The organism is Paenibacillus vulneris, from assembly GCF_039543185.1.
GTDB lineage: Bacteria > Bacillota > Bacilli > Paenibacillales > NBRC-103111 > Paenibacillus_S > Paenibacillus_S vulneris.
Genome location: NZ_BAABJG010000047.1, coordinates 102016 through 122167, shown reverse-complemented (window position 1 = coordinate 122167; position 20152 = coordinate 102016). Strand labels below are relative to the sequence as shown.

Genomic DNA, 20152 nt, shown 5'->3' with positions numbered 1-20152 from the left:
CCTGCGCCACAAGCGGAAGAGTACCGAAGCGGCAGAAAAAGCGGCGATATAACGGTCAATGTCACGATGAATGGTGTTACGTTTCAGGAAAAAGCGGACGTTGAGAGGATCGCAGGCGAATTAGCGCGTGCATTGAACCGACAAGTGGCGATGCCGCAATAAAGAAACAGAGGAGCTGATATTGTGCGGCTCCTTCTTCTTTAATACGAGAGGGTGATGAAGATTACAAAGCGCAAGGGTAATTATAAACGAGGCCGCCAGCCTTTAAACGATATCCATTACGCAGCTATCGATCTATTAGCCGGCAAGTATGGGCGAAAAAGTAAAAGTGAAATCGCGGATATTCTCGGCATTAACCGACGCACCTTATACCGTTATAGGAACCGCGCAGACTTTAGACGCGAGTTAGTTGCCGCCACTAATCGCGTTGTTGGCGAAAAGCTACGCGAATACAGACCGCCAGATCCGCGAAACCTTGGTGTTGCGGAGATTACACAGATACTGCAGGCTGTCGGGTTCGCAGTCGGATGATACGAAATAAGTCACAAAAAGCGTAAAACGGCGTTATGGCGCGGAGTGGTGCGGATTTAGCGTGTGGAACCACGTGTCCCAAAACTCCGCATTAGCCGAATTTTCCTGCACCGACCGCCTGGACCGCGCAGCCCTCCGAAATTTTCAACTCCGATTACTTATGTAACCCGACAACGTCGGACAATTTAACGCGTTGCATACTGTGAAACTCCAATGCTGGAGCGGATTTACGGATTTATGCGTCCGATTCCGTATGATTACAAACTGTTACACTTCGGAAGTCCGCAAGGGCTGGCGGCACAGACCGGAAGAGGCCGCCGAACTCAGGGGGTAAACGTGAATATTTATGCGCATATACCGAATGGATATCGCCCATTATCGTATGCATAAGCGTAATCGTATTCGCTTATCGCCGGGATCTCGCGCTGTGACTACGTTTGTGTGATCGGCTGATGACCGACAGTTAAATAGACTGTACGCGGTGTGATTGTATAACGAATGAATACGATCGAGCGTACCCCCCAAGGCCCCCCATCGATACCCCCTCGTCAGGTGCTCGAAAAATCCGCGCAATATTTTTTATCTCAGGGAGTAAATCCCGCGATTACTTGAAACGTTTGCTAGCGTAGGGTAAAATAGACGTAACTGTAGGGATTCGTTTAAACCGTGTGTCACCGTATGAATGACCGAATAGGGCACCGTAAGGGATTCGAGTTATAGCGTAGGCTTGCGACAGTTTCCTAAACTGCAGGTCGTACGTTCGAATCGTATCGGGCGCGCCAGATAACTATGAAGATACCAAACCTTCTATGATGAATAGGAGGTTTTTTTATATATATCGTGCATAAAGCAGGGAAAAAGCGATCATCCGATAAAGCACGAAAGGTAATAAGCGGAGTGTTCCTTGCTTACATTACCTGGCTTCCTATCGAAGGGCTTTTCCCAACCGTACCAACCCTTCCGTGATAAGGTCCTCGTCAACGGATGCATAAGTAAGCCTTATAAAGCCTCTGTCGGCCCCATAGATGGTGCCTGACGATACGATAACACCCTCTCGAATTCCAGCCTCCAAAAGCTCTTTATCGGTCCACCCCCGTCGTTTCACCTTAAGCCCTACGTAGAAGCCTCCAGCAGGCGAGAGTGGAGCAAATATCTCCGCTTCATCCCCCACGTACTTCCGAATAGCCTGGAGCATCACCTGTCTCCTTTTGCGTAAGACCTCACAGATGCGGTCCAGTCGGGCCGAAAAATCAGGATGAGTCAAATAATGCCGGGCGAGCCGTTCTCCAGGATGGCTTGTACTGTAGCCCATGCGGTCCTTGGCTTCGGCTAACTGAGCGAGGACGGGAGGAGGAGCAACAACCCAGCCTATGCGCATACCGGGGGTGGCAATTTTGGATAAGGTTCCGAGATAGATGACAAACCGTTCTCCGCCCTGTAATGCTTTTAAAGGGGGAATAGGTCCCGATGTATTGTTGAGCTGAAGGAGACCATATGGGTCATCCTCAACGATAGGTAAACGCAGTTCCTCGCACAGCTCCATAAGCTTCTTTCTGCGGGCCAAAGGCAGGGTAGTGCCTGTAGGGTTTTGGTAAGTAGGATTGATAAAGACCATACGAACCCGATACTTATGATAAAGCTCAGGAAGCTTCTCCGGGATAAGGCCGTATTTATCCACCGGGAGCTTGACCATCCGAAGTCCGGCCGGTGAGAATACCTGCATTCCATATAAATAACTGGGGCCTTCTACGGCTACGGCATCACCAGGCTGAAGCAGCGTATGGGAGATAAGATGCAATGCATGCTTGACTCCCGCCGTAATAAGAATTTGGCTTGGATCAGCAGTCAGGTTCAGATGACTTTGAAGCAATTCAGATAACGCTTGCCGTAATTCGAAATCCCCTTTGAAATTCGCATAATAGCTAAACGGAAGGCTGAAGTCGATTTCAGAGGCGAGCTGATGCAGCAGGTCCAGCGGCATCAGGTCGGGGGAAAGCTCTCCCTTAGTCAGATTAATGATGCCGGGATAGGCAAATGCCGATATCGTTCTTTTGACAATGGAGGAGGTGGGATCAAATGGTCGACGGTAGGAGTACCGTTCCCAGTTCGGTGTGCGGGAAGGCATTTCATCCCACATGGACTCACATACCCGGGTACCGCTTCCTTGGACGGATTGGACGAGCCCCATAGCTTTAAGCTCCTCATAAGCCGCTGATACGGTACTGCGATTAATGCCAAGCTTGAAGGCCAATTCGCGCTCTGTAGGCAATGGGTCGCCAGGCAGCAAAGTGCCGCGAATGATCTCCTGCTCATAATGCATATAAATTTGGCGGAATAGGGGGACATCACTTAATGTGTCGGGCTTCCAAGCCATACCAATCACCTCTTTCTCCAGTATACTTCATCTTCATATTGGCTGGGTTGAAAAGTTGCCAATTGGCTGAAGCGGATAGGGCATATCCAGGGCTATACTGAAGCTGCAGACGATATGAGGACATGAAAAGAATAGGAGCTCAAGGAACTTCTATGGATAACATTAGAATCAGTGGCGCCGTTTCTTTTCCTTTTGCCGGGCCGTTCTGTGTTGCAGGGAAGTACCGCTACGCGGGGTCAACAGCTGCAATAATGCCTCCCATCCTATGAAAGCCAGAAAGGTGATGTCAGATGAAAATCGCTTTTATTGTATTTGAGAAAATGACGACGCTTGATTTTGTTGGATTTTTCGAGCCCATGACTAGACTTTCCTTGTATAAGAACCGTCTGAGGGAGGAGCTTCAATGGGATCTGTGCGGTATCCAGGAAGAAGTGAAGGATGATCGTGGAATGACGATAAAAGTAAATAAGATTCGTCCGGATCTGTCAGAGTATGATATGATCTTTGTGCCGGGAGGTTACGCGACAAGGACTTTGAGGAAAGATGTGAATTTCATAAGCTGGCTTCAAACGGCAAAGGATTCAGCCATGAAGGTTTCAGTATGTACAGGAGCACTCCTGCTAGGAGCGGCAGGCTGGCTGCAAGGGAAAAGAGCGACAAGCAATCCTTCTGCTTATGACCTGTTGACCCCATACTGCAAGGAAGTCGCAGCATCCCGCATCGTGAAGGACGGGAATGTGATTACCGGAGGAGGTGTCGCGGCCTCCCTCGACGTCGGATTGTTCCTCGTGGAACTTTTTTCCTGCAAGGACACGGCAATGGAGATGCAAAGAGAGATGGATTATCCCTACTATAAGGCAGGGAATACAAACGCCGATTATGTTATTGGATAAAAAGCAACCCGGTATCAGTCACATGACAAAGCAGCTGTTAAAAGCAGTTATGAACTTCGGGACTCCCCGTAAAAATATCTGAATCGCCTTCAGAGCTAATGCCCCACTTTTGGTGGGGCTTTCTTGTTGGTATACAATACCAGAGCTTTCACCAAAAAATAATTGGGTCATGTGCAGTGGTTTACTCTTGAGGTATCGTCTATTCTTTCGGAGAGGAGGGGGAGAACCATTTCAGAAGAAACAGAGTGGATCGAGCGCATTGTAGCCGGCGACGTGCAATCATTTCGCTTACTGATGGAGAAATATAATCAATATTTATACCAGGTTGCGTTCTCAGTACTGCATTCAAGCAAGGATGCGGAGGATGTGACGCAGGAAGCACTGTGGAAAATCTATGCTTCTCTCCCCTCCTATCAGCACCAGGGCTTCAAAACATGGATTACCCGAATTACCGTAAACAAAGCGATAGATTATAAACGTTCCCTTGAACGAAAAAGAGAGCAGCTGACCGACGAGCCTGAGCAGCTGATTCCGGTAAATCCCGTACACACGGTGGAGGAGGAAGTGCTGCATAGGCATCGGCGGCAAAGAATTCGGGAGTGTCTGGACGACTTGCCAGACAACTACCGGGATGTGGTCGTAGCCTTTTATATCGAGGATAAAAGCTATCAGCAAATTGCCTTGGAGCAGGGAGTTACCCTAAAAACGGTGGAATCGAAGCTGTACCGGGCCAAGCAGTGGATTCGCAAGCATTGGAAGGAGGAAGAGTGGGGATGAAGCATTACACAACGGAAGAATGGTCCAGGTATGCGAGACAGGAGCTGACTATCGAAGAACAACTAGAGTATGAGACCCATCTCAGTACATGTGACGAGTGTCTTGAAAAGTACATGCAGGGATTAGAGCTCACGACGGATACCTTCCCAAGGCTTGCAGAGGAAGCGGAGACGGCCATTGTAGAGTCGGTTATGCAGCGAATCGAATCTCAGACTCCAAGACTGTCAGGGGTACCAGAGATCGCGCCGAAACCGGTTCAAAGGCGGCAAGCAAGTCAGACCCCGTCCTTCCTGAGGCATCCTGTGTTCCATTATGCCGTTGCCGCAGTTATTACGCTGCTGCTGATGGGAACGAGCACCTTCCAGACCTTGATGGATAAGGTGGGCTCTGCAGAAACTAACATAGAGGCCGGACCGTGGGTGCAAGAGGAGAGCCGTTCATCCGTATCCCAAAAAATAATGGAAAAAACGATCGGGGTATTGGACTCGATTCAGCCCAAACATGAAAGAGGGGGAACGCGATAATGAAACCTAAAAGTGCGATGACAGCGCTGCTGTTATCTTTTATCCCCGGCATGGGGCACTTATATTTGAATCGTTTGGTAAGGGCTGTTATTTACGGCATTGGTTTTTTTGGGCCGGTTTCCTTGATGTTTCTGCTGGTTCTGACCGGGGAATACCGGCGTAGCGGCGAATTCCTCGCCTTTCTGATGGGGGTTGCCATGTTCTTCGGTATCGTCAATATGATCGATATGGTTATAGCAATAGCCCGGGGCCGAGTGCCTGCTTTGGCTGCTGCCCCATCGAGCACGGAAGACGGAATGCTCATGGTACCACAGCACAGTGGGAATGACCGTTTTGCCGCCATTGTTCTGTCGTTCATCCCAGGTCTCGGACATTTTCAGCTTGGCCTGATGCAGCGGGGATTAGCTTTCTTAATCGCATTCTTCGGAACCTTGGCGATGGTTATCTTCGTCGCAGTGCTGACGCATAGAGACGGGTTTCTGGCTTTTCTGTGCATCCTGCCCATCGTGTGGCTATACTCCATGTTCGATTGTGTGCAGCAGCTGAACAAGAAACAGCGGGGGGAGCCGCTTGTAGACCAGACCTTCTTCGAGGATTTTCAGGAAAGCCGCGAGGATGGCAGAAAGAGCAAGATGATCGCCACCTTCCTGTCTATCGTTCCGGGAGCGGGACATATGTATCTTGGCCTGCAAAAAAGAGGGCTTCAGCTCATGGCCGCGTTCCTGCTGCTCATTTACATTATGGATGTGCTTCGTTTATCGATTTTCTTGTTCTTGATTCCGATTTTATGGTTCTATAGCTTCTTTGACGCGCTGCAGCAGATTTCCAAGCAGGGACGGGAGGAACTGAAGGACCTTCCCTTCGTCGATTGGTTGATGAACCATCAAAAATGGGTCGGCATAGGTTTGCTGGTTTTGGGAGGCTATTATTTGGCCGATGAAGTGATCCTGAACGCCTTGGACCGGATGTTCCCCAAAGAACGGATATCCATACTGTTCCACCAATATTTTCAGACCTTTGTTGTATCCGTAATCTTGATCGGCGGCGGTCTTCGACTGCTCATCGGAAGCAAAAATCGAAAGGACGGATAGCCTATGAAAAAATGGCGTGTAGGGACTCTATCGATGGGCTTGACCTTGATCCTGCTGGGGGTCATCCTGTTCATGTCCCAATGGAGAGGAATCCAGGCCTTCGATGCGTTTATCGCCTGGTGGCCCATCATCTTTGTTTTGCTTGGGCTTGAGATTATTATCTATTTATTATTCTCGAATAAAGAAAACAGCATGCTTCATTACGACTTTATGAGCCTGTTCTTTGTTGGAGTGATCTGCATCGGCTGCCTCGGGTTTACGCTGCTGGCGTCTGTCGGCATTTTGGGCGAAATTCGATCCATGCTGGGAGCGACGGAGGAAACCAGGGATTTGCCGACAGTGAAGGAAGCACTGGGAGACGGCGTGAAAAAAATCGTTGTCCAATCAGGAGATCAGAGTGTGAAAATTGATAAATCGACGGAACGCTCCATTCAGGTATTCGGAACCTTTCGTGAACGGATCAAAGGGGGAGAGCAATCACGTCCATTGGACAAGGACCAGGTGGTCTCCGTACATACGGCCGGCGAGATCATGTATGTGCAGATCAAACGGCTTCCTTCGGAGCGGGGGCTGCAATCCTATTATCCTTGGATGACCGTTACCGTAGTGCTGCCGGAGGGAGTGCAGGTGGAGATGAGAGGATTGGACAACAGTATCATATCTTGATAGAACAAGCAGGAGTCGGGAGCATCCGAATCTCCTGCTTTTTTTCTTGTACAGCGTTTTTAGGCTGTGTAATGTGGCGACTCTTGGCGCAACAGGAAGTCCATTATGGGAATAGTAGCCTGATGGACTTGTCCTCCTTATGCCTTCCCTCTTAAACGGCGGAAAAACTGGGTCAGCATGCTGCTGCATTCCTCCTGAAGGACACCGGAAATCACCTCGACGCGATGATTAAACCGTTCTTCCTGCAGCAGGTTCATCAAGGTCCCTGCGCAGCCGGCCTTGGGATCAGTTGTTCCGTAAATGACCTGCGGAATTCTGGCTTGAACTATGGCACCTGCGCACATGGGGCAGGGCTCCAAAGTCACATATAATCGGCAATCGAGAAGCCGCCATGCCTCCAAATACTCGCTGGCTTGCTTGATGGCTATGAGCTCAGCATGTGCCAGTGGATCCTTGGTTGTCTCGCGGAGATTGTGGCCGCGGCCGATAATGGTGTCATTCCACACGACCACGGCACCGATCGGGACTTCGAGCAGTGCCTCGGCTTTGCGGGCTTCATCAATTGCAGCGTTCATAAAAGGGATATGTTGTTGCACACAGGCACCTCGTTTCTATGATCAACTTATTCACAGGCCAATGCTGACGAACAAGTATTCGATTTGTTAACATGCTGTGGATAACCTTGTGGATAACCGGGTTGTTATGCACATTTTATTGTAGAAAATTGGGGATAGTTCCGCAAGTTCCCTCGATTTATTCAAATCACTATCCCCAGATGGGGATAAGGAGCCTGTAGCCGGGAAGGCGGTCTCATATAAATTTACGGCGGATTTCAGCAGTCGGAATCATGCAGTGCTCCTGCTTGCCGAACAGCTTATACCGTCTTTTGGCCACCCAACGGTACAGAAAGTCCCGCAAGGAAACCGGAACATACTTTAATACAGAAAGTAACGCCCAACCGCGCCCTAAGCGTCTGCAAATTTGCAATATAGCGTCGGAATGCGTATAGACGAAGCCTTGGTCGAGCAAAATGACGGAATCCATCGACGGATCGTTCTTGATTTCCGGTGGAAGCAGGGATTGGGCCGTGTCGGATTGCAGCTGCGCAAAGCGAAAAACGTCCCTTTGATCCAGCCGGATAAGGAGCTGAACCGAGCGGCTGCAAAAACGGCATTCCCCATCGAATAGCATAATAGGGTGCTTAAATGTATCGGAATCATGACTTAAATCCTGGCATCGGGTTTTCATTGCGCTCACCTGGTTTCAATAGAGGATACTCCTATTATACTGTGATCTGCTCGCCTCGTTAATGCCATAGCGACAACGAAATAAAGATTGGACGATATAGGTTCCTGTGGGAGGCGTCTGCACATTCCATGATTTTTGCTGGAAATAGAAGAGGCAAGGTGACAGGGACCCTATATGTGCGATATAATAACTATTTAGGGATATTGAATAACGATGATTAAGGAGTTGTCCTATACATGGCTTTGAAAGCTGGGATCGTGGGCCTGCCGAACGTTGGCAAATCCACTTTATTTAATGCGATTACGCAAGCGGGCGCTGAGTCGGCGAACTATCCTTTCTGTACGATTGATCCGAACGTAGGGGTAGTAGAGGTTCCCGATGAGCGGCTGGTCAAGTTGACGGAGATGGTTGTTCCTAAAAATGTCGTTCCTACGGCATTTGAATTTGTAGATATTGCAGGACTTGTTAAGGGCGCTAGCCGCGGCGAAGGACTGGGCAACAAGTTCCTTGCCCACATCCGGGAAGTGGACGCTATCGTTCACGTTGTCCGCTGCTTCCAGGATGAGAACATTACACACGTGTCCGGTACGGTCAATCCTATCAGCGATATCGAAACGATCAACCTGGAGCTGATCCTGGCTGACGTAGAATCAGTTGAGAAGCGGATTGAACGTTCCCGTAAAAATATGAAAAGCGGCGACAAAAAATACGCGGCTGAAGTGGAGTGTCTGGAGCGGGTGAAAGAGGCGCTGTATAACGATAAGCCGGCCCGCAGCGTAGATTTGAGCGATGACGAGAAGCTGCTGATCCGCGATCTTCACCTGCTGACGATGAAGCCGATGCTCTATGCGGCTAATGTGAGCGAAGAAGAAGTAGCTAATGCGGATGATAATCCTTTGGTACAAAAGGTGCGTGAATACGCTGCTCTGGAAGGAGCAGAGGTTGTTCCCATCAGCGCCAAGGTAGAATCCGAAATTGCCGAGCTTGAAGGCGAAGACAAAGAGATGTTCCTGGAGGAGCTCGGGCTGCAGGAATCCGGTTTGAATCGTCTGATCAAGGCTGCCTACAAGCTGCTTGGCTTGTATACTTATTTCACCGCTGGAGTTCAGGAGGTTCGTGCATGGACCATCCGCAAGGGCATGAAGGCTCCGCAAGCGGCTGGAGTCATCCATACCGATTTCGAACGCGGGTTTATCCGTGCAGAGGTTGTCAGCTATGATGATTTGGTCAATGCGGGCTCGATGAACGCAGCGAAAGAAAAAGGACAGCTTCGCCTGGAAGGGAAAGATTACGTGGTGCAGGACGGCGATGTTATGCACTTCCGTTTCAACGTCTAAACTATATACTATCTGAAGAGACATAAGGGGTGAATGATGATGCTAGACAGACTGCAATCACTTGCGGACCGTTATGAAAAACTAAGCGAGCTGCTGTGTGATCCGGATGTAACGAGCGATACGAAAAAGCTGCGGGAGTACTCCAAGGAGCAATCCGACCTTCAAGAGTCTTACGAGGCTTATACGGAATATAAAGGTGTTGTAGAGCAGTACGAGGCGGCACGGGCCATGCAGAATGAGAAGCTGGACGATGAAATGCGCGAGCTCGTCAAAATGGAGCTGGAGGAGCTGTCCCAGCGCAAGGAGGAGCTCGAGGAGCGCATCAAAATTTTGATGCTTCCGAAGGACCCTAACGACGACAAAAACGTTATCGTCGAAATCCGCGGCGCCGCAGGCGGCGATGAAGCGGCGTTATTTGCAGCCGATCTATACCGGATGTACACGAAGTACGCCGATACACAAGGCTGGAGAACGGAAATTATGGATGTCAGCATGAATGATCTCGGCGGCTTCAAAGAGATTATTTTCATGGTAAACGGCAAGGGAGCCTACAGCAAGCTGAAATTCGAGAGCGGCGCCCACCGGGTTCAACGTATTCCGACGACAGAGTCGGGCGGACGGATTCATACATCGACTTCTACCGTTGCGGTGCTGCCGGAAATGGAAGATATCGATATCGAAATTAACGATAACGATATCCGCGTCGACACGTTCTGTTCCAGCGGTGCCGGTGGACAGTCCGTTAACACGACGAAATCGGCGGTTCGGGTAACCCACGTACCGACGGGCATTGTTGCGACATGTCAGGACGGAAAGTCGCAGAACTCCAATAAAGAAAAAGCACTTCAGGTGCTTCGTGCCCGGATTTTCGATAAGCTGCAGCAGGAAGAAATGTCCAAGTATGCTGGTGAGCGGAAAAGCAAAGTGGGTACAGGAGATCGAAGCGAACGCATTAGAACCTATAACTTCCCACAAAGCCGTGTGACCGACCATCGTATTGGTTTGACGCTCCATCGTTTGGATGCTGTATTGAACGGCGATATGGATGAGATCATCTCTTCCTTGACGATTGCTGCCCAATCGGAGCTTATGGATAAAGGGGAACAAGTGTAAACCAATGACCGTCGAACGGAAGTTGACGATTCGTGAAGCCTATGTTGAGGCTTCTTCTTTTTTACAGGGGCATGAAGTGAGTGAAGCATCCAATTGCGCCGAGCTGCTGCTGCAGCATCTGCTGGGCTGGAGCCGCAGTGAAATGCTGCTTCGCTGGCAGGAAATGTTCCCCGTGGAACTTGAAGGGCAATGGTGCGAGCTGTTGAAGCGTAAAGCGGCAGGAGAGCCGGTCCAATATATTATCGGAGAACAGGATTTCTACGGGCGTACCTTCAAGGTGACGCCGGCCGTGCTTATCCCGCGTCCGGAAACCGAGCTGCTGGTGGAACAGGTGGTTATGCTCGGAACCGAGCTGTGGCCTTCACAAGAGGCATCTCCGCTTGTTGCTGACATAGGAGCGGGAAGCGGAGCGATAGCCGTAAGTCTTGCCGCGGAGCGTCCATCCTGGCGTCTGATGAGCTCGGATATATCGTCTGCTGCGCTTGCGGTTGCAAAGGCAAATGCAGAACGCCTGGGAGTGGCAGGAAGGATCTCGTTCCTGGAGGGGGATCTGCTGGCACCCTATATCCAACAAGGGCTGCGCCTTGATGCGGTTGTATCCAATCCTCCCTATATACCCGAGGAGGATGAGGGGGGATTGATGCCTGAGGTGCGCTTGTTCGAGCCGGCTTCCGCATTGTATGGCGGGAAGGATGGTCTCGTGCTGTATCGGCGTCTCATTGCTCAGCTGAAGGAGCTGACCTCGATGCCCTTCCTTGTCGGACTGGAAGTCGGCATGGGGCAAGCAAAGGCGGTGTCGGACATGCTCGCCGCAGTAGAGGCTTGGGACGGGATTCGGTTGGTTCCCGACTTGGCGGGAATTGACCGGCATGTTATAGCTTGGAAGCGGAGATAAGGGACGTAGTGCCCGGATCAGCATAAAAGCCAGATGGTCGGGCAAGGAGAGGCACAATCTATTCTCTCTAGTAAAAATTGATAGATTGCTAGGTTTAAAACCTCTCGGATCGGTTCATACTAATGCTATGAAGCGATACGAGAGGGGCGACAAGCCATGGTGAGAAGAACTCCCCGGGTTCGATATTTTTATATAGCTTTTGCACTTATTCTATTAATGTTTTGTTGGGAAGCTCAAAAGGAAAATACGGTTGTATTTGCTTCCAAGGCGGAGAGTGCTTCCGCCAGTACAGAGGGGGTAATCCCTCAAGAATCGATACGACTTCGTATATTGGCTAATTCGGATTCACCGTCCGATCAATGGATAAAAAGAGAAGTTCGTGATGCTATCGTGGAACAAGTGCAGCAGTGGGTTACCGGTCCACAAACGATTGAGGAAGCGAGACGAACGGTCCGCAGCCATTTGCCTGAGCTGAGTGAATTGGTGGGGCAGACGCTTCGCAAAAACGGATTTGACTATGCTTATCAGGTTGAGCTTGGCGTTGTTCCGTTCCCAACCAAAATGTACGGAAACCAAGTATACCCTGCGGGCGATTATGAGGCGCTTCGCGTCTCCATCGGTAATGCAGAAGGACAAAACTGGTGGTGTGTCCTGTTTCCTCCGCTGTGCTTCGTAGATTCGGAGGTCATTGCCAAAAATCCGAATGAGGTCCGCGCAGAAGCGGTGCCTGAGGCGGAGAAGGAATCTGCGAATAAAGCGAAGGATCATCAAGAGGAGAAAACAGGTAAAGACGCGAAAACGGCCAAAACGGCTAATAAGGCAGCCGAGACAAAAGGCGCAGCGCCAGCCGCAGGCAAGACTGCAGTGGCTAAGGCTGATGTACAACCGGAGCAGCCGGAAGTTCGTTTCTTTCTTTGGGATTTGATGAAGAAGCTAGGCTCGCTGTTTGCGTAGTCCTAGGTAGTGGGTATAGACTTGCAGGAATAATGGGTAGTCCTCGCAAGAAATCGAGGACTGAACGAATTAAGAGACGCATGGAAAATGGATTAAGGGTGGAGTAAGGATGACAGCATACTGGAAGGTCTCGCCCGAGCAGCCGCAGCCGGAATCGTTGGCGGAAGCTGCACAGACCCTGAAGCAGGGAGGGCTTGTAGCGTTTCCTACGGAAACGGTATACGGCTTGGGGGCTGACGCCCGCCAAACGAGAGCCGTTGAACAAATTTTCAAGGCCAAAGGAAGGCCTTCGGATAATCCGCTTATCGTCCATATCGCAGACCGGTCTCAAGTAGAGGCGCTCGCCGCTTCTCCGGATGAGGCCGTTTCGCGTTTGCTGGACGCCTTCTGGCCGGGGCCGCTCACGGTCGTGCTTCCCGTCCGGCCAGGCGTTCTGTCCCCGCTTGTCACCGCGGGGCTGGATTCGGTCGGGCTGCGGATGCCCGACCATCCGGTGGCGCTGCAGCTGATTGCCGCTGCAGGCTGCCCTGTGGCCGCGCCGAGCGCTAACCGCTCGGGCAGGCCCAGCCCAACACAAGCGCAGCATGTGTTGGAGGATCTCGCTGGCCGCATCGACGGCATCGTGGACGGGGGGCCGACCGGAGTCGGCGTCGAGTCCACGGTGGTGGAGTACACTCCAGCCGCAGGCGAAGCCGGCGGGGGTGTGCTCCACATTCTGCGGCCCGGCGGCATTACGGCAGCGCAGCTTCGCGAGGCGCTGCCCGGCATCACGGTGCGCGAAGCCTCAGCGCACCAAGAGCCCTCCGCGGCACCCCGCGCGCCGGGGATGAAGTACACGCATTACGCCCCGCGCGGCGTAATGACCCTCGTTCAGGGCGATGCTCCTGAACGGGTGCTCGCTCGCATCCAGCGCGAGCTCGACGAAGCGCACGCGCGCGGGGAACGCACAGGCGTTCTCACGTACCGTGAGCACGCCCCGCTGCTGCGCGCGGACCATATCGTCGCCTGCGGAAGCGTCGGCGACCTGGAATCGCTGGCGCACGGGCTGTACGCCGCGCTGCGGGAATTCGATGAAGCGGGGATCCACTTCATCATGGGGGAAACATGCCCCGAGGAGGGCATCGGGGCCGCGATTATGAACCGGCTGCGCAAGGCGGCCGGGGACCGTATCATTCATGTCTGATGATTACACCGGCATTTCGCCTGAAGGGCGTTGCCGGTGTATTTTTTAACATACATATAATGCAGAACCGCTTCACATCTATCCAGCCCTCGCTAGGATATATATGAATAAATCCGGCCGTTATTGCGAAAAATGGCAGTGAATTGCGAGTTTGTCCGTATACTCCGAATTGGAACCGATCCGTTAGCTCTCGCCCAGTCATGATTCTGGACTCGTCCGCATATGTTGATTAGGGACGGGGACAAGGGGTGAGTATAGAATGGATTGGACATCTCCGCTAATGGTGGGGCAGTTTATCGCTATATTGATCATGGCTATCGCTTTGGGACTGGATGCTCTATCGCTCGGCATTGGCATAGGGATGAAGGGCATACGCAAGCTGGACATTGCTAAGCTCAGCTTTGTCATTGCTGTATTTCATATGGTTATGCCGCTGATGGGCATGTTTACGGGCAGCTACGTCAGCTCTTTGATGGGCGGCATTGCCACCAAGGTCGGAGGGGCGCTGCTGCTGCTTCTCGGCATTCATATGGTGTACAGCTCCTTGAAAGGGGAAGAAGTAAAATCCATCGATCACCGTACGCTGGGAGGCTTGCTTCTTTTTGCGCTCAGCGTCAGCATCGATTCCTTTTCTGTCGGCGTCTCTCTTGGCATGTTTGCCGGGGATATGGCGTTGACCGTGATCATGTTCGGAACCGTTGGAGGGATCATGTCCATTATCGGCCTTTTGCTGGGCAGCAAGATGGGACGATGGATCGGTGAGTATGGCGAAGCGATGGGCGGAGTTATTTTATTGGCCTTCGGCGTGCATTTTTTATTATAAAACCGGCCCAATTGATGAAAACCATGGCTCGACCGTTCCCTATTTTCAAACATTTGAGGTACAATAAAAGGGAAGGCTGAGTACAGCCTATATTGAATAGTAAAGGCAGGGATCCCAGATGAATCGAATCTTATTCGTTTGTACCGGCAACACCTGCCGCAGTCCGATGGCTGAAGGCTTGCTCCGGAAGCTGCTGGCGGAACATGATTTGCACCATCTTGAAGTCCGCTCGGCGGGGGTTGCAGCTTATGACGGCACACCGGTATCCCATCATGCGGCAGCCGTATTAAAGGAGCATGGATCGGATTGCAGCATGACCTCCAGCGCATTATCGAGCGATTTGATTAAATGGGCTGATGTGGTGCTGACGATGACGTCGGGACATAAGCAGCACGCGATAGGCAAATATCCGGAGTTCGTCGATAAAATATATACGCTGAAAGAGTACGTGGAGGACGATCCGGAAGCCGCCGGTCGCATCGCGGAGATGGAACGGCTGATTGCCGATTTGCAGGTGAAGCGGGCATTGTCCCAGCAGGTAACCGATGAGGAGAGGGCACGAATCTTGACGCTGGAGCGCACGCTTCCGGATTACGATATTGCCGATCCGTTCGGGGGCTCCTTAGCTCAATATCGAGCGTGCGCAGCGGAGATTGAGGCCGCGCTGCTGAAGCTGATCCATAAGCTGAAAGCGGCAAGGTAACGGATTTTCCTGATTCACTGGCTATCCGTGTGTTCGGGAATTGGACTCACTTTTTAGGCTTTACACAAGACGCTATTTCCGCTATGATAAAGGTACAATGTAGGGCCTTGATGTAACTGGCGACGAGTGGGTTTAACCACAGTGGAGCATCGAGGTACACGGCCGGTCGCCTGGGCAAAGAGCATCGTTGTGCTGGATACAGCACGCTGCATGCTCTTTTTTCGTGTTTCGGCTATCTATCGGTTATAATGGAGCTAACTATGTTAGGAGGCGAAGGACAATATGAAAATTGCTATTGGTGCAGATCATGCAGGATTTCGTTTGAAGGACGAATTGGTGGGCTATATTGAATCATTGGGTCATCAGGTGGCGGATATGGGCTACAACAGCACAGATTCCGTCGACTACCCGGATTATGCCATTGCCGTCTGTGATCAAGTGGTTTCGGGTCAAGCCGACAAAGGGATTCTGGTTTGCGGCACAGGGATCGGCATGACGATTGCCGCCAACAAAGTGCCTGGCATCCGCTGTGCATTGGTGCATGACTTGTTCTCGGCTAAGGCGACACGCGAGCATAACGATACGAATGTGCTTGCCATGGGAGAGAGAGTTATTGGCCCGGGCGTTGCGCAGGAGATCGTGAAAGTCTGGCTGGAAACCGAGTTCTCGCAAGGGGAACGCCACCAAAATCGCATTAACAAAGTCAAGGCGTTGGAAGACAAGTACTCGCTTCATCCGTAAGCGGAAAGCCTGACGAAAGAGGCGATTCATGATGGACAACGCAGAACAATTCCGGCAGGCTGCAGCGGAACCAGCATCATTGGACATAAGCGCCATTCGCGGCCATTTGGAACAGGCGCTTCGCGAGCTGATACAGGCGGGACATATTGAAGCAGGGCAGATTATCGTCTTCGGAACCAGCACAAGCGAGGTGCTCGGCAAGCATATCGGAACGTCCGGTACGGAGGAAGTGGCGGAACAGCTGTTTGCAGCCATGCAGGCCATGAGGAAGGAAGTCCGCTTTTATCCGGCTTATCAATGCTGCGAGCATTTGAACCGGGCTCTGGTAGTTGAACGAGAAGCGATGAAGGAGTACCGGCTCGATCCGGTTTCCGTTATTCCGGTGCCCAGAGCAGGCGGCTCCATGGCTTCCTATGCGTTTAAAAACTTGCCGCAGGCTTGTGTCGTTGAGACCATCGAGGCTCACGCCGGCATCGATATCGGAGGCACGCTCATCGGGATGCATCTGAAGAGAGTGGCGGTTCCGTTCAAACCGTCGATCCGAATGATTGGACATGCGTCCATTCTTGCTGCCTATACCCGTCCGAAGCTTATCGGAGGCGCACGCGCGGTTTATGATATGGACAGCGCTGAACCGCAAGGGGCTGGCTCGTGTACTTGACGAACGAGTAACTCATGATTTTGTTTAAGCAGGGAATTTTTCTCTTTATTTAAAAATATAAGCTCATCCCGAGGAGGAACTTACTGTGGAACAATTACGCAAGCAAGACCCGAAAATCGTTGAGGCTATGAATCTGGAGATCGGCCGTCAGCGCGACAAAATCGAATTGATCGCATCCGAGAATTTTGTCAGTGAAGCGGTTATGCAGGCTATGGGTACGGTCCTTACGAACAAATATGCGGAAGGCTATCCAGGACGCCGCTATTATGGCGGCTGCGAGTACGTTGATATCGTGGAGGACATCGCCCGCGACCGTGCCAAAGAATTGTTCGGCGCAGAGCACGCGAACGTTCAGCCTCACTCCGGAGCTCAAGCGAATATGGCGGTTTATCTGGCAGCTCTGCAGCCTGGCGATACCGTATTGGGTATGAACCTGGCTCACGGCGGTCACTTGACTCACGGCAGCCCGGTTAACGCATCCGGTCTGTTGTACAACTTCGTCGCTTACGGTGTAAGAGAATCCGATTCCCGCATCGACTATGATGAAGTGCGCAAAGCCGCTTTCAAACATAAGCCTCGTATGATCGTTGCCGGTGCTAGCGCGTATCCGCGTATCATCGACTTCGAAGCTTTGAGCCAAATCGCTAACGATGTCGGCGCCTTGCTCATGGTAGACATGGCTCATATCGCAGGCTTGGTTGCAGCGGGACTGCATCCAAACCCAGTGCCATACGCTCATTTTGTTACAACAACTACACATAAAACGCTTCGCGGTCCTCGCGGCGGTATGATCCTGTGCCGCAAGTCTTGGGCAGCAGCTATCGATAAAGCCGTGTTCCCTGGAACTCAAGGCGGTCCTTTGATGCATACGATTGCCGCTAAAGCCGTATCCTTCGGAGAAGCGTTGCAGCCTGAATTCAAAACGTATGCGCAAAACGTAGTCAACAATGCCAAAGCATTGGCTGAAGCTTTAGTCGCAGAGGGCGTTGATCTGGTATCCGGCGGTACGGATAACCACTTGATGCTGATCGACCTGCGCAGCTTGAACATCTCCGGTAAAGATGCGGAGCATCTGCTGGACGAAGTTGGCGTTACGGTTAACAAAAATGCCATTCCATTCGACCCTGCGAAGCCTATGATTACAAGCGGTATTCGCGTCGGTACACCTGCAGCAACTTCCCGCGGCATGAACGAAGAAGCGATGAAGACGATCGCCAAAATCATTGCTTTGACTTTGAAAAACCCTACGGATACAGCCGTACACGAGAAAGTGCGCGGTATGGTAAAGGATTTGACCGCTCAATTCCCTCTTTATCCTGGATTGTCTTACTAATCAGATTGAACTCAAGTCGGCGCTGCCCAGCAGTGGCCGGCTTTTTTTATGAAATAAGAGCGATTAACGAATGATTACTGCCGCTGTAAAGAAATAGCAGGCGCACTACTTGTATAATCCAAGGGGTTTAGTACAATAAAAACAGTGCTTAGTTATGATTATTGGAGGAGGACTGGAATTTATGAGTACGGAGCAAGCCGCAGGCTATTTTGGTTCCTTCGGGGGCAGCTACATTCCGCCGGAGCTTCAAGAGGTAATGGATTATTTGGCACAGCAGTTCGAAACATATAAGAATGATCCCGAATTTGTTGAGGAATTTCAATATTATCTGAGAGAGTACGTCGGACGTGAAAATCCGTTAACGTACGCCAAGCATTTGACCGATAAGCTGGGCGGAGCCAAAATCTATTTAAAACGCGAGGACCTCAACCATACCGGGTCCCATAAGATCAATAACGTATTGGGTCAAATCCTGCTGGCCAAACGGATGGGAGCCAAGCGCATTATCGCGGAAACGGGAGCGGGACAGCATGGTGTGGCCACTGCAACGGTCTGCGCGATGTTCGATATGGACTGCACCATCTATATGGGAGCGGAAGATACCCGCCGTCAAGCATTGAACGTATTCCGCATGGAGCTTCTCGGCGCTAAAGTCGTAGCGGTTGAAAAAGGCCAAGGCAGGCTGAAGGACGCGGTGGATGAAGCGCTCGGCGATCTGGTGCAAAACTATCGCAACACCTTTTACCTGCTGGGGTCGGCTGTAGGACCGCATCCGTTCCCTACGATGGTCAAGCACTTCCAATCCATTATCAGCGAAGAATCCAAGCGCCAAATCTTGGAGAAGGAAGGGCGTCTGCCCACGGCCGTTCTGGCATGTGTAGGAGGGGGAAGCAATGCGATCGGAGCCTTCGCTCATTATATTGACGAGCCGTCCGTTCGTCTGATCGGCGTGGAGCCGGACCAAGCGCCATCCCTGACGCAAGGGGTGCCGGCCGTACTGCACGGCTTTAAATGCCTGGTGCTGCTCGACGAAAACGGAGAACCGCGCAAAACGTATTCCATTGCGGCAGGACTCGACTATCCGGGCATCGGGCCGGAGCACAGCCATTTAAAAGAAAGCGGACGGGCCGAGTACTATACTGTAACGAACGAGGAAGTGCTTAATGCGTTCCAGGTGCTGTCCAAAACCGAAGGCATTATTCCGGCACTGGAGAGCGCTCACGCTGTTGCTCATGCTTTGAAGCTCGCGCCGACCTTGACCAAGGACGACATTCTGATCGTCAATCTGTCCGGCCGCGGGGATAAGGATGTGGAACAAGTGTTCCATATGCTGCAAAATCAATAGGACAGGCCTTGAGAGTCCCTTGCCCCGGACGATGAAGCTTTTATTCATCCCGGGGCAAGGTTTTTCCATTGTTGGGGAAATATTAAATTCGGGGCTAATGGCCTTGCGTAGCCCTGGCAGGAGGGATACCCCACCGGAGCAGTTAAGCTCTGCACGTTTTTCAACAAATCTGCCCCGTCTCGAGGGGTTTCTCATGCCATCAGGACACTTCTTTTTTCCAGCAAAAGGATTTCAGTGAAAATGTCAATCATGTTAGGATAACGTTCGGCAATTGTGGTATAATAGACAAGATTTGGCGTAAAGGGGACATAGTATGGGAAAAGTATTTGTGTGCGATCATCCGTTGATACAGCACAAGCTCACTTACATAAGAGACAAGGCGACAACGACGAAAGATTTTCGGGAGCTTGTCGATGAGGTGGCCACGCTGATGGCTTACGAGATTACAAGGGATATTCCTTTGCAAAAGGTAGAGGTGCAGACACCTGTAGCTACCGCCGAATGCCGTGTTATTTCCGGCCGGATGCTAGGATTGATCCCCATTTTGCGTGCCGGTTTAGGCATGGTGGATGGAATATTGAAGCTTGTCCCGGCAGCCAAGGTCGGCCATATTGGGCTGTACCGCGACCCGCAAACGCTCGAGCCGGTAGAATACTACGCCAAACTGCCTACCGATGTAACGGAGCGGGAGCTGATCGTTATCGATCCGATGCTGGCCACCGGAGGCTCGGCGAATGCTGCCATTACCGCACTGAAGAATAGAAACTGCTCGCAAATTAAGCTGATGTGTCTGATTGCTGCGCCTGAAGGTGTACAAGCGGTCCAACAAGCGCATCCGGATGTCGATATTTATGTTGCTGCCATTGACGATTATTTGGATGATCACGGTTATATCATCCCGGGCCTCGGCGATGCCGGTGACCGTTTATTTGGGACGAAATAAGGCAATAGAAGTAGTAG

Annotated in this window: 21 protein-coding genes and 1 riboswitch; of the genes, 18 read left to right on the top strand and 3 right to left on the bottom strand. The window is 51.4% G+C overall.

What is annotated here, in order from left to right; all coding sequences use genetic code 11:
* The first annotated feature begins 216 nt into the window (after positions 1 to 216).
* Positions 217 to 531 carry a phBC6A51 family helix-turn-helix protein gene (locus ABEA66_RS36455; RefSeq protein ID WP_377741248.1) on the top strand — a complete coding sequence of 105 codons (315 nt, stop codon included), beginning with the start codon at positions 217 to 219 and terminating at the stop codon, positions 529 to 531.
* A gap of 925 nt (positions 532 to 1456) precedes the next feature.
* Here ABEA66_RS36455 and ABEA66_RS31385 read toward each other — a convergent pair.
* Complete coding sequence (locus ABEA66_RS31385) at positions 1457 to 2905, bottom strand: aminotransferase-like domain-containing protein (RefSeq protein WP_345593799.1); 1449 nt, start codon at positions 2903 to 2905, stop codon at positions 1457 to 1459.
* Positions 2906 to 3195: 290 nt separating this feature from the next.
* On the opposite strand from ABEA66_RS31385, the gene ABEA66_RS31380 reads away from it, so the two are divergent.
* The 5 genes from ABEA66_RS31380 (at position 3196) to ABEA66_RS31360 (ending at position 6856) form a co-directional block, all read left to right on the top strand.
* Positions 3196 to 3798, top strand: coding sequence for a DJ-1/PfpI family protein (locus ABEA66_RS31380; RefSeq protein WP_345593797.1), 603 nt, complete (start codon positions 3196 to 3198; stop codon positions 3796 to 3798).
* A gap of 171 nt (positions 3799 to 3969) precedes the next feature.
* Positions 3970 to 4575 (top strand): RNA polymerase sigma factor, encoded by a 606-nt coding sequence (locus ABEA66_RS31375; protein WP_256865584.1) that lies wholly within the window; start codon positions 3970 to 3972, stop codon positions 4573 to 4575.
* Positions 4572 to 5099, top strand: a complete 528-nt coding sequence (locus ABEA66_RS31370) for an anti-sigma factor family protein (RefSeq protein WP_345593794.1) — start codon at positions 4572 to 4574, stop codon at positions 5097 to 5099. The genes ABEA66_RS31375 and ABEA66_RS31370 overlap by 4 nt, the downstream gene beginning before the upstream one ends.
* Positions 5099 to 6190: a hypothetical protein gene (locus ABEA66_RS31365; RefSeq protein ID WP_345593792.1), complete on the top strand. Its 1092-nt coding sequence runs from the start codon at positions 5099 to 5101 to the stop codon at positions 6188 to 6190. Before ABEA66_RS31370 ends, ABEA66_RS31365 begins: the two co-directional genes overlap by 1 nt.
* 3 nt (positions 6191 to 6193) lie before the next feature.
* On the top strand, positions 6194 to 6856 hold the full coding sequence (locus ABEA66_RS31360) for a LiaF transmembrane domain-containing protein (RefSeq protein WP_192705966.1): 663 nt from the start codon (positions 6194 to 6196) through the stop codon (positions 6854 to 6856).
* A gap of 137 nt (positions 6857 to 6993) precedes the next feature.
* Here ABEA66_RS31360 and tadA read toward each other — a convergent pair whose 3' ends face one another.
* Both tadA and ABEA66_RS31350 read right to left on the bottom strand, forming a co-directional pair.
* A complete protein-coding gene (gene tadA / locus ABEA66_RS31355; protein WP_256865585.1) occupies positions 6994 to 7452 on the bottom strand; it encodes a tRNA adenosine(34) deaminase TadA in 459 nt (152 codons plus the stop codon).
* A gap of 214 nt (positions 7453 to 7666) precedes the next feature.
* Entirely contained in the window at positions 7667 to 8104 is a 438-nt protein-coding gene (locus ABEA66_RS31350; protein WP_345593789.1) for a thiol-disulfide oxidoreductase DCC family protein, read from the bottom strand.
* Between the two features lie 236 nt (positions 8105 to 8340).
* On the opposite strand from ABEA66_RS31350, the gene ychF reads away from it, so the two are divergent.
* From ychF to upp, 12 genes are all read left to right on the top strand, one after another.
* A complete protein-coding gene (ychF, locus tag ABEA66_RS31345; protein ID WP_079914197.1) occupies positions 8341 to 9441 on the top strand; it encodes a redox-regulated ATPase YchF in 1101 nt (366 codons plus the stop codon).
* Positions 9442 to 9480: 39 nt separating this feature from the next.
* Positions 9481 to 10554 carry a peptide chain release factor 1 gene (gene prfA / locus ABEA66_RS31340; protein WP_079914319.1) on the top strand — a complete coding sequence of 358 codons (1074 nt, stop codon included), beginning with the start codon at positions 9481 to 9483 and terminating at the stop codon, positions 10552 to 10554.
* A 4-nt stretch (positions 10555 to 10558) separates the two neighbouring features.
* Positions 10559 to 11449 carry a peptide chain release factor N(5)-glutamine methyltransferase gene (gene prmC, locus ABEA66_RS31335; protein WP_345593786.1) on the top strand — a complete coding sequence of 297 codons (891 nt, stop codon included), beginning with the start codon at positions 10559 to 10561 and terminating at the stop codon, positions 11447 to 11449.
* Between the two features lie 156 nt (positions 11450 to 11605).
* Positions 11606 to 12403, top strand: a complete 798-nt coding sequence (gene spoIIR, locus ABEA66_RS31330; protein ID WP_345593784.1) for a stage II sporulation protein R — start codon at positions 11606 to 11608, stop codon at positions 12401 to 12403.
* A gap of 109 nt (positions 12404 to 12512) precedes the next feature.
* Entirely contained in the window at positions 12513 to 13586 is a 1074-nt protein-coding gene (locus ABEA66_RS31325; protein ID WP_345593781.1) for an L-threonylcarbamoyladenylate synthase, read from the top strand.
* A 259-nt stretch (positions 13587 to 13845) separates the two neighbouring features.
* On the top strand, positions 13846 to 14409 hold the full coding sequence (locus tag ABEA66_RS31320; RefSeq protein WP_079914201.1) for a manganese efflux pump MntP: 564 nt from the start codon (positions 13846 to 13848) through the stop codon (positions 14407 to 14409).
* A gap of 118 nt (positions 14410 to 14527) precedes the next feature.
* Positions 14528 to 15112 carry a low molecular weight protein arginine phosphatase gene (locus tag ABEA66_RS31315; RefSeq protein WP_345593778.1) on the top strand — a complete coding sequence of 195 codons (585 nt, stop codon included), beginning with the start codon at positions 14528 to 14530 and terminating at the stop codon, positions 15110 to 15112.
* 102 nt (positions 15113 to 15214) lie between these two features.
* Positions 15215 to 15295, top strand: a riboswitch (ZMP/ZTP riboswitch).
* A gap of 99 nt (positions 15296 to 15394) precedes the next feature.
* Positions 15395 to 15853 carry a ribose 5-phosphate isomerase B gene (rpiB, locus tag ABEA66_RS31310; RefSeq protein ID WP_079914203.1) on the top strand — a complete coding sequence of 153 codons (459 nt, stop codon included), beginning with the start codon at positions 15395 to 15397 and terminating at the stop codon, positions 15851 to 15853.
* A 31-nt stretch (positions 15854 to 15884) separates the two neighbouring features.
* On the top strand, positions 15885 to 16514 hold the full coding sequence (locus ABEA66_RS31305) for a TIGR01440 family protein (protein WP_345593806.1): 630 nt from the start codon (positions 15885 to 15887) through the stop codon (positions 16512 to 16514).
* An 85-nt stretch (positions 16515 to 16599) separates the two neighbouring features.
* Positions 16600 to 17847 (top strand): serine hydroxymethyltransferase, encoded by a 1248-nt coding sequence (glyA, locus tag ABEA66_RS31300; protein WP_079914204.1) that lies wholly within the window; start codon positions 16600 to 16602, stop codon positions 17845 to 17847.
* Positions 17848 to 18028: 181 nt separating this feature from the next.
* Positions 18029 to 19192 (top strand): tryptophan synthase subunit beta, encoded by a 1164-nt coding sequence (gene trpB / locus ABEA66_RS31295; RefSeq protein ID WP_079914205.1) that lies wholly within the window; start codon positions 18029 to 18031, stop codon positions 19190 to 19192.
* 313 nt (positions 19193 to 19505) lie between these two features.
* Positions 19506 to 20135: a uracil phosphoribosyltransferase gene (gene upp / locus ABEA66_RS31290; protein WP_079914206.1), complete on the top strand. Its 630-nt coding sequence runs from the start codon at positions 19506 to 19508 to the stop codon at positions 20133 to 20135.
* The last annotated feature ends 17 nt before the right edge of the window (positions 20136 to 20152 follow it).

Coding starts and splice junctions, on each gene's coding strand:
- ABEA66_RS36455 (WP_377741248.1), top strand. CDS start 217: ATGAAGATTACAAAGCGCAAGGGTAATTATAAACGAGGCCGCCAGCCT.
- ABEA66_RS31385 (WP_345593799.1), bottom strand. CDS start 2,905: ATGGCTTGGAAGCCCGACACATTAAGTGATGTCCCCCTATTCCGCCAA.
- ABEA66_RS31380 (WP_345593797.1), top strand. CDS start 3,196: ATGAAAATCGCTTTTATTGTATTTGAGAAAATGACGACGCTTGATTTT.
- ABEA66_RS31370 (WP_345593794.1), top strand. CDS start 4,572: ATGAAGCATTACACAACGGAAGAATGGTCCAGGTATGCGAGACAGGAG.
- ABEA66_RS31365 (WP_345593792.1), top strand. CDS start 5,099: ATGAAACCTAAAAGTGCGATGACAGCGCTGCTGTTATCTTTTATCCCC.
- ABEA66_RS31360 (WP_192705966.1), top strand. CDS start 6,194: ATGAAAAAATGGCGTGTAGGGACTCTATCGATGGGCTTGACCTTGATC.
- ABEA66_RS31350 (WP_345593789.1), bottom strand. CDS start 8,104: ATGAAAACCCGATGCCAGGATTTAAGTCATGATTCCGATACATTTAAG.
- ychF (WP_079914197.1), top strand. CDS start 8,341: ATGGCTTTGAAAGCTGGGATCGTGGGCCTGCCGAACGTTGGCAAATCC.
- prfA (WP_079914319.1), top strand. CDS start 9,481: ATGCTAGACAGACTGCAATCACTTGCGGACCGTTATGAAAAACTAAGC.
- prmC (WP_345593786.1), top strand. CDS start 10,559: ATGACCGTCGAACGGAAGTTGACGATTCGTGAAGCCTATGTTGAGGCT.
- spoIIR (WP_345593784.1), top strand. CDS start 11,606: ATGGTGAGAAGAACTCCCCGGGTTCGATATTTTTATATAGCTTTTGCA.
- ABEA66_RS31325 (WP_345593781.1), top strand. CDS start 12,513: ATGACAGCATACTGGAAGGTCTCGCCCGAGCAGCCGCAGCCGGAATCG.
- ABEA66_RS31320 (WP_079914201.1), top strand. CDS start 13,846: ATGGATTGGACATCTCCGCTAATGGTGGGGCAGTTTATCGCTATATTG.
- ABEA66_RS31315 (WP_345593778.1), top strand. CDS start 14,528: ATGAATCGAATCTTATTCGTTTGTACCGGCAACACCTGCCGCAGTCCG.
- rpiB (WP_079914203.1), top strand. CDS start 15,395: ATGAAAATTGCTATTGGTGCAGATCATGCAGGATTTCGTTTGAAGGAC.
- ABEA66_RS31305 (WP_345593806.1), top strand. CDS start 15,885: ATGGACAACGCAGAACAATTCCGGCAGGCTGCAGCGGAACCAGCATCA.
- trpB (WP_079914205.1), top strand. CDS start 18,029: ATGAGTACGGAGCAAGCCGCAGGCTATTTTGGTTCCTTCGGGGGCAGC.
- upp (WP_079914206.1), top strand. CDS start 19,506: ATGGGAAAAGTATTTGTGTGCGATCATCCGTTGATACAGCACAAGCTC.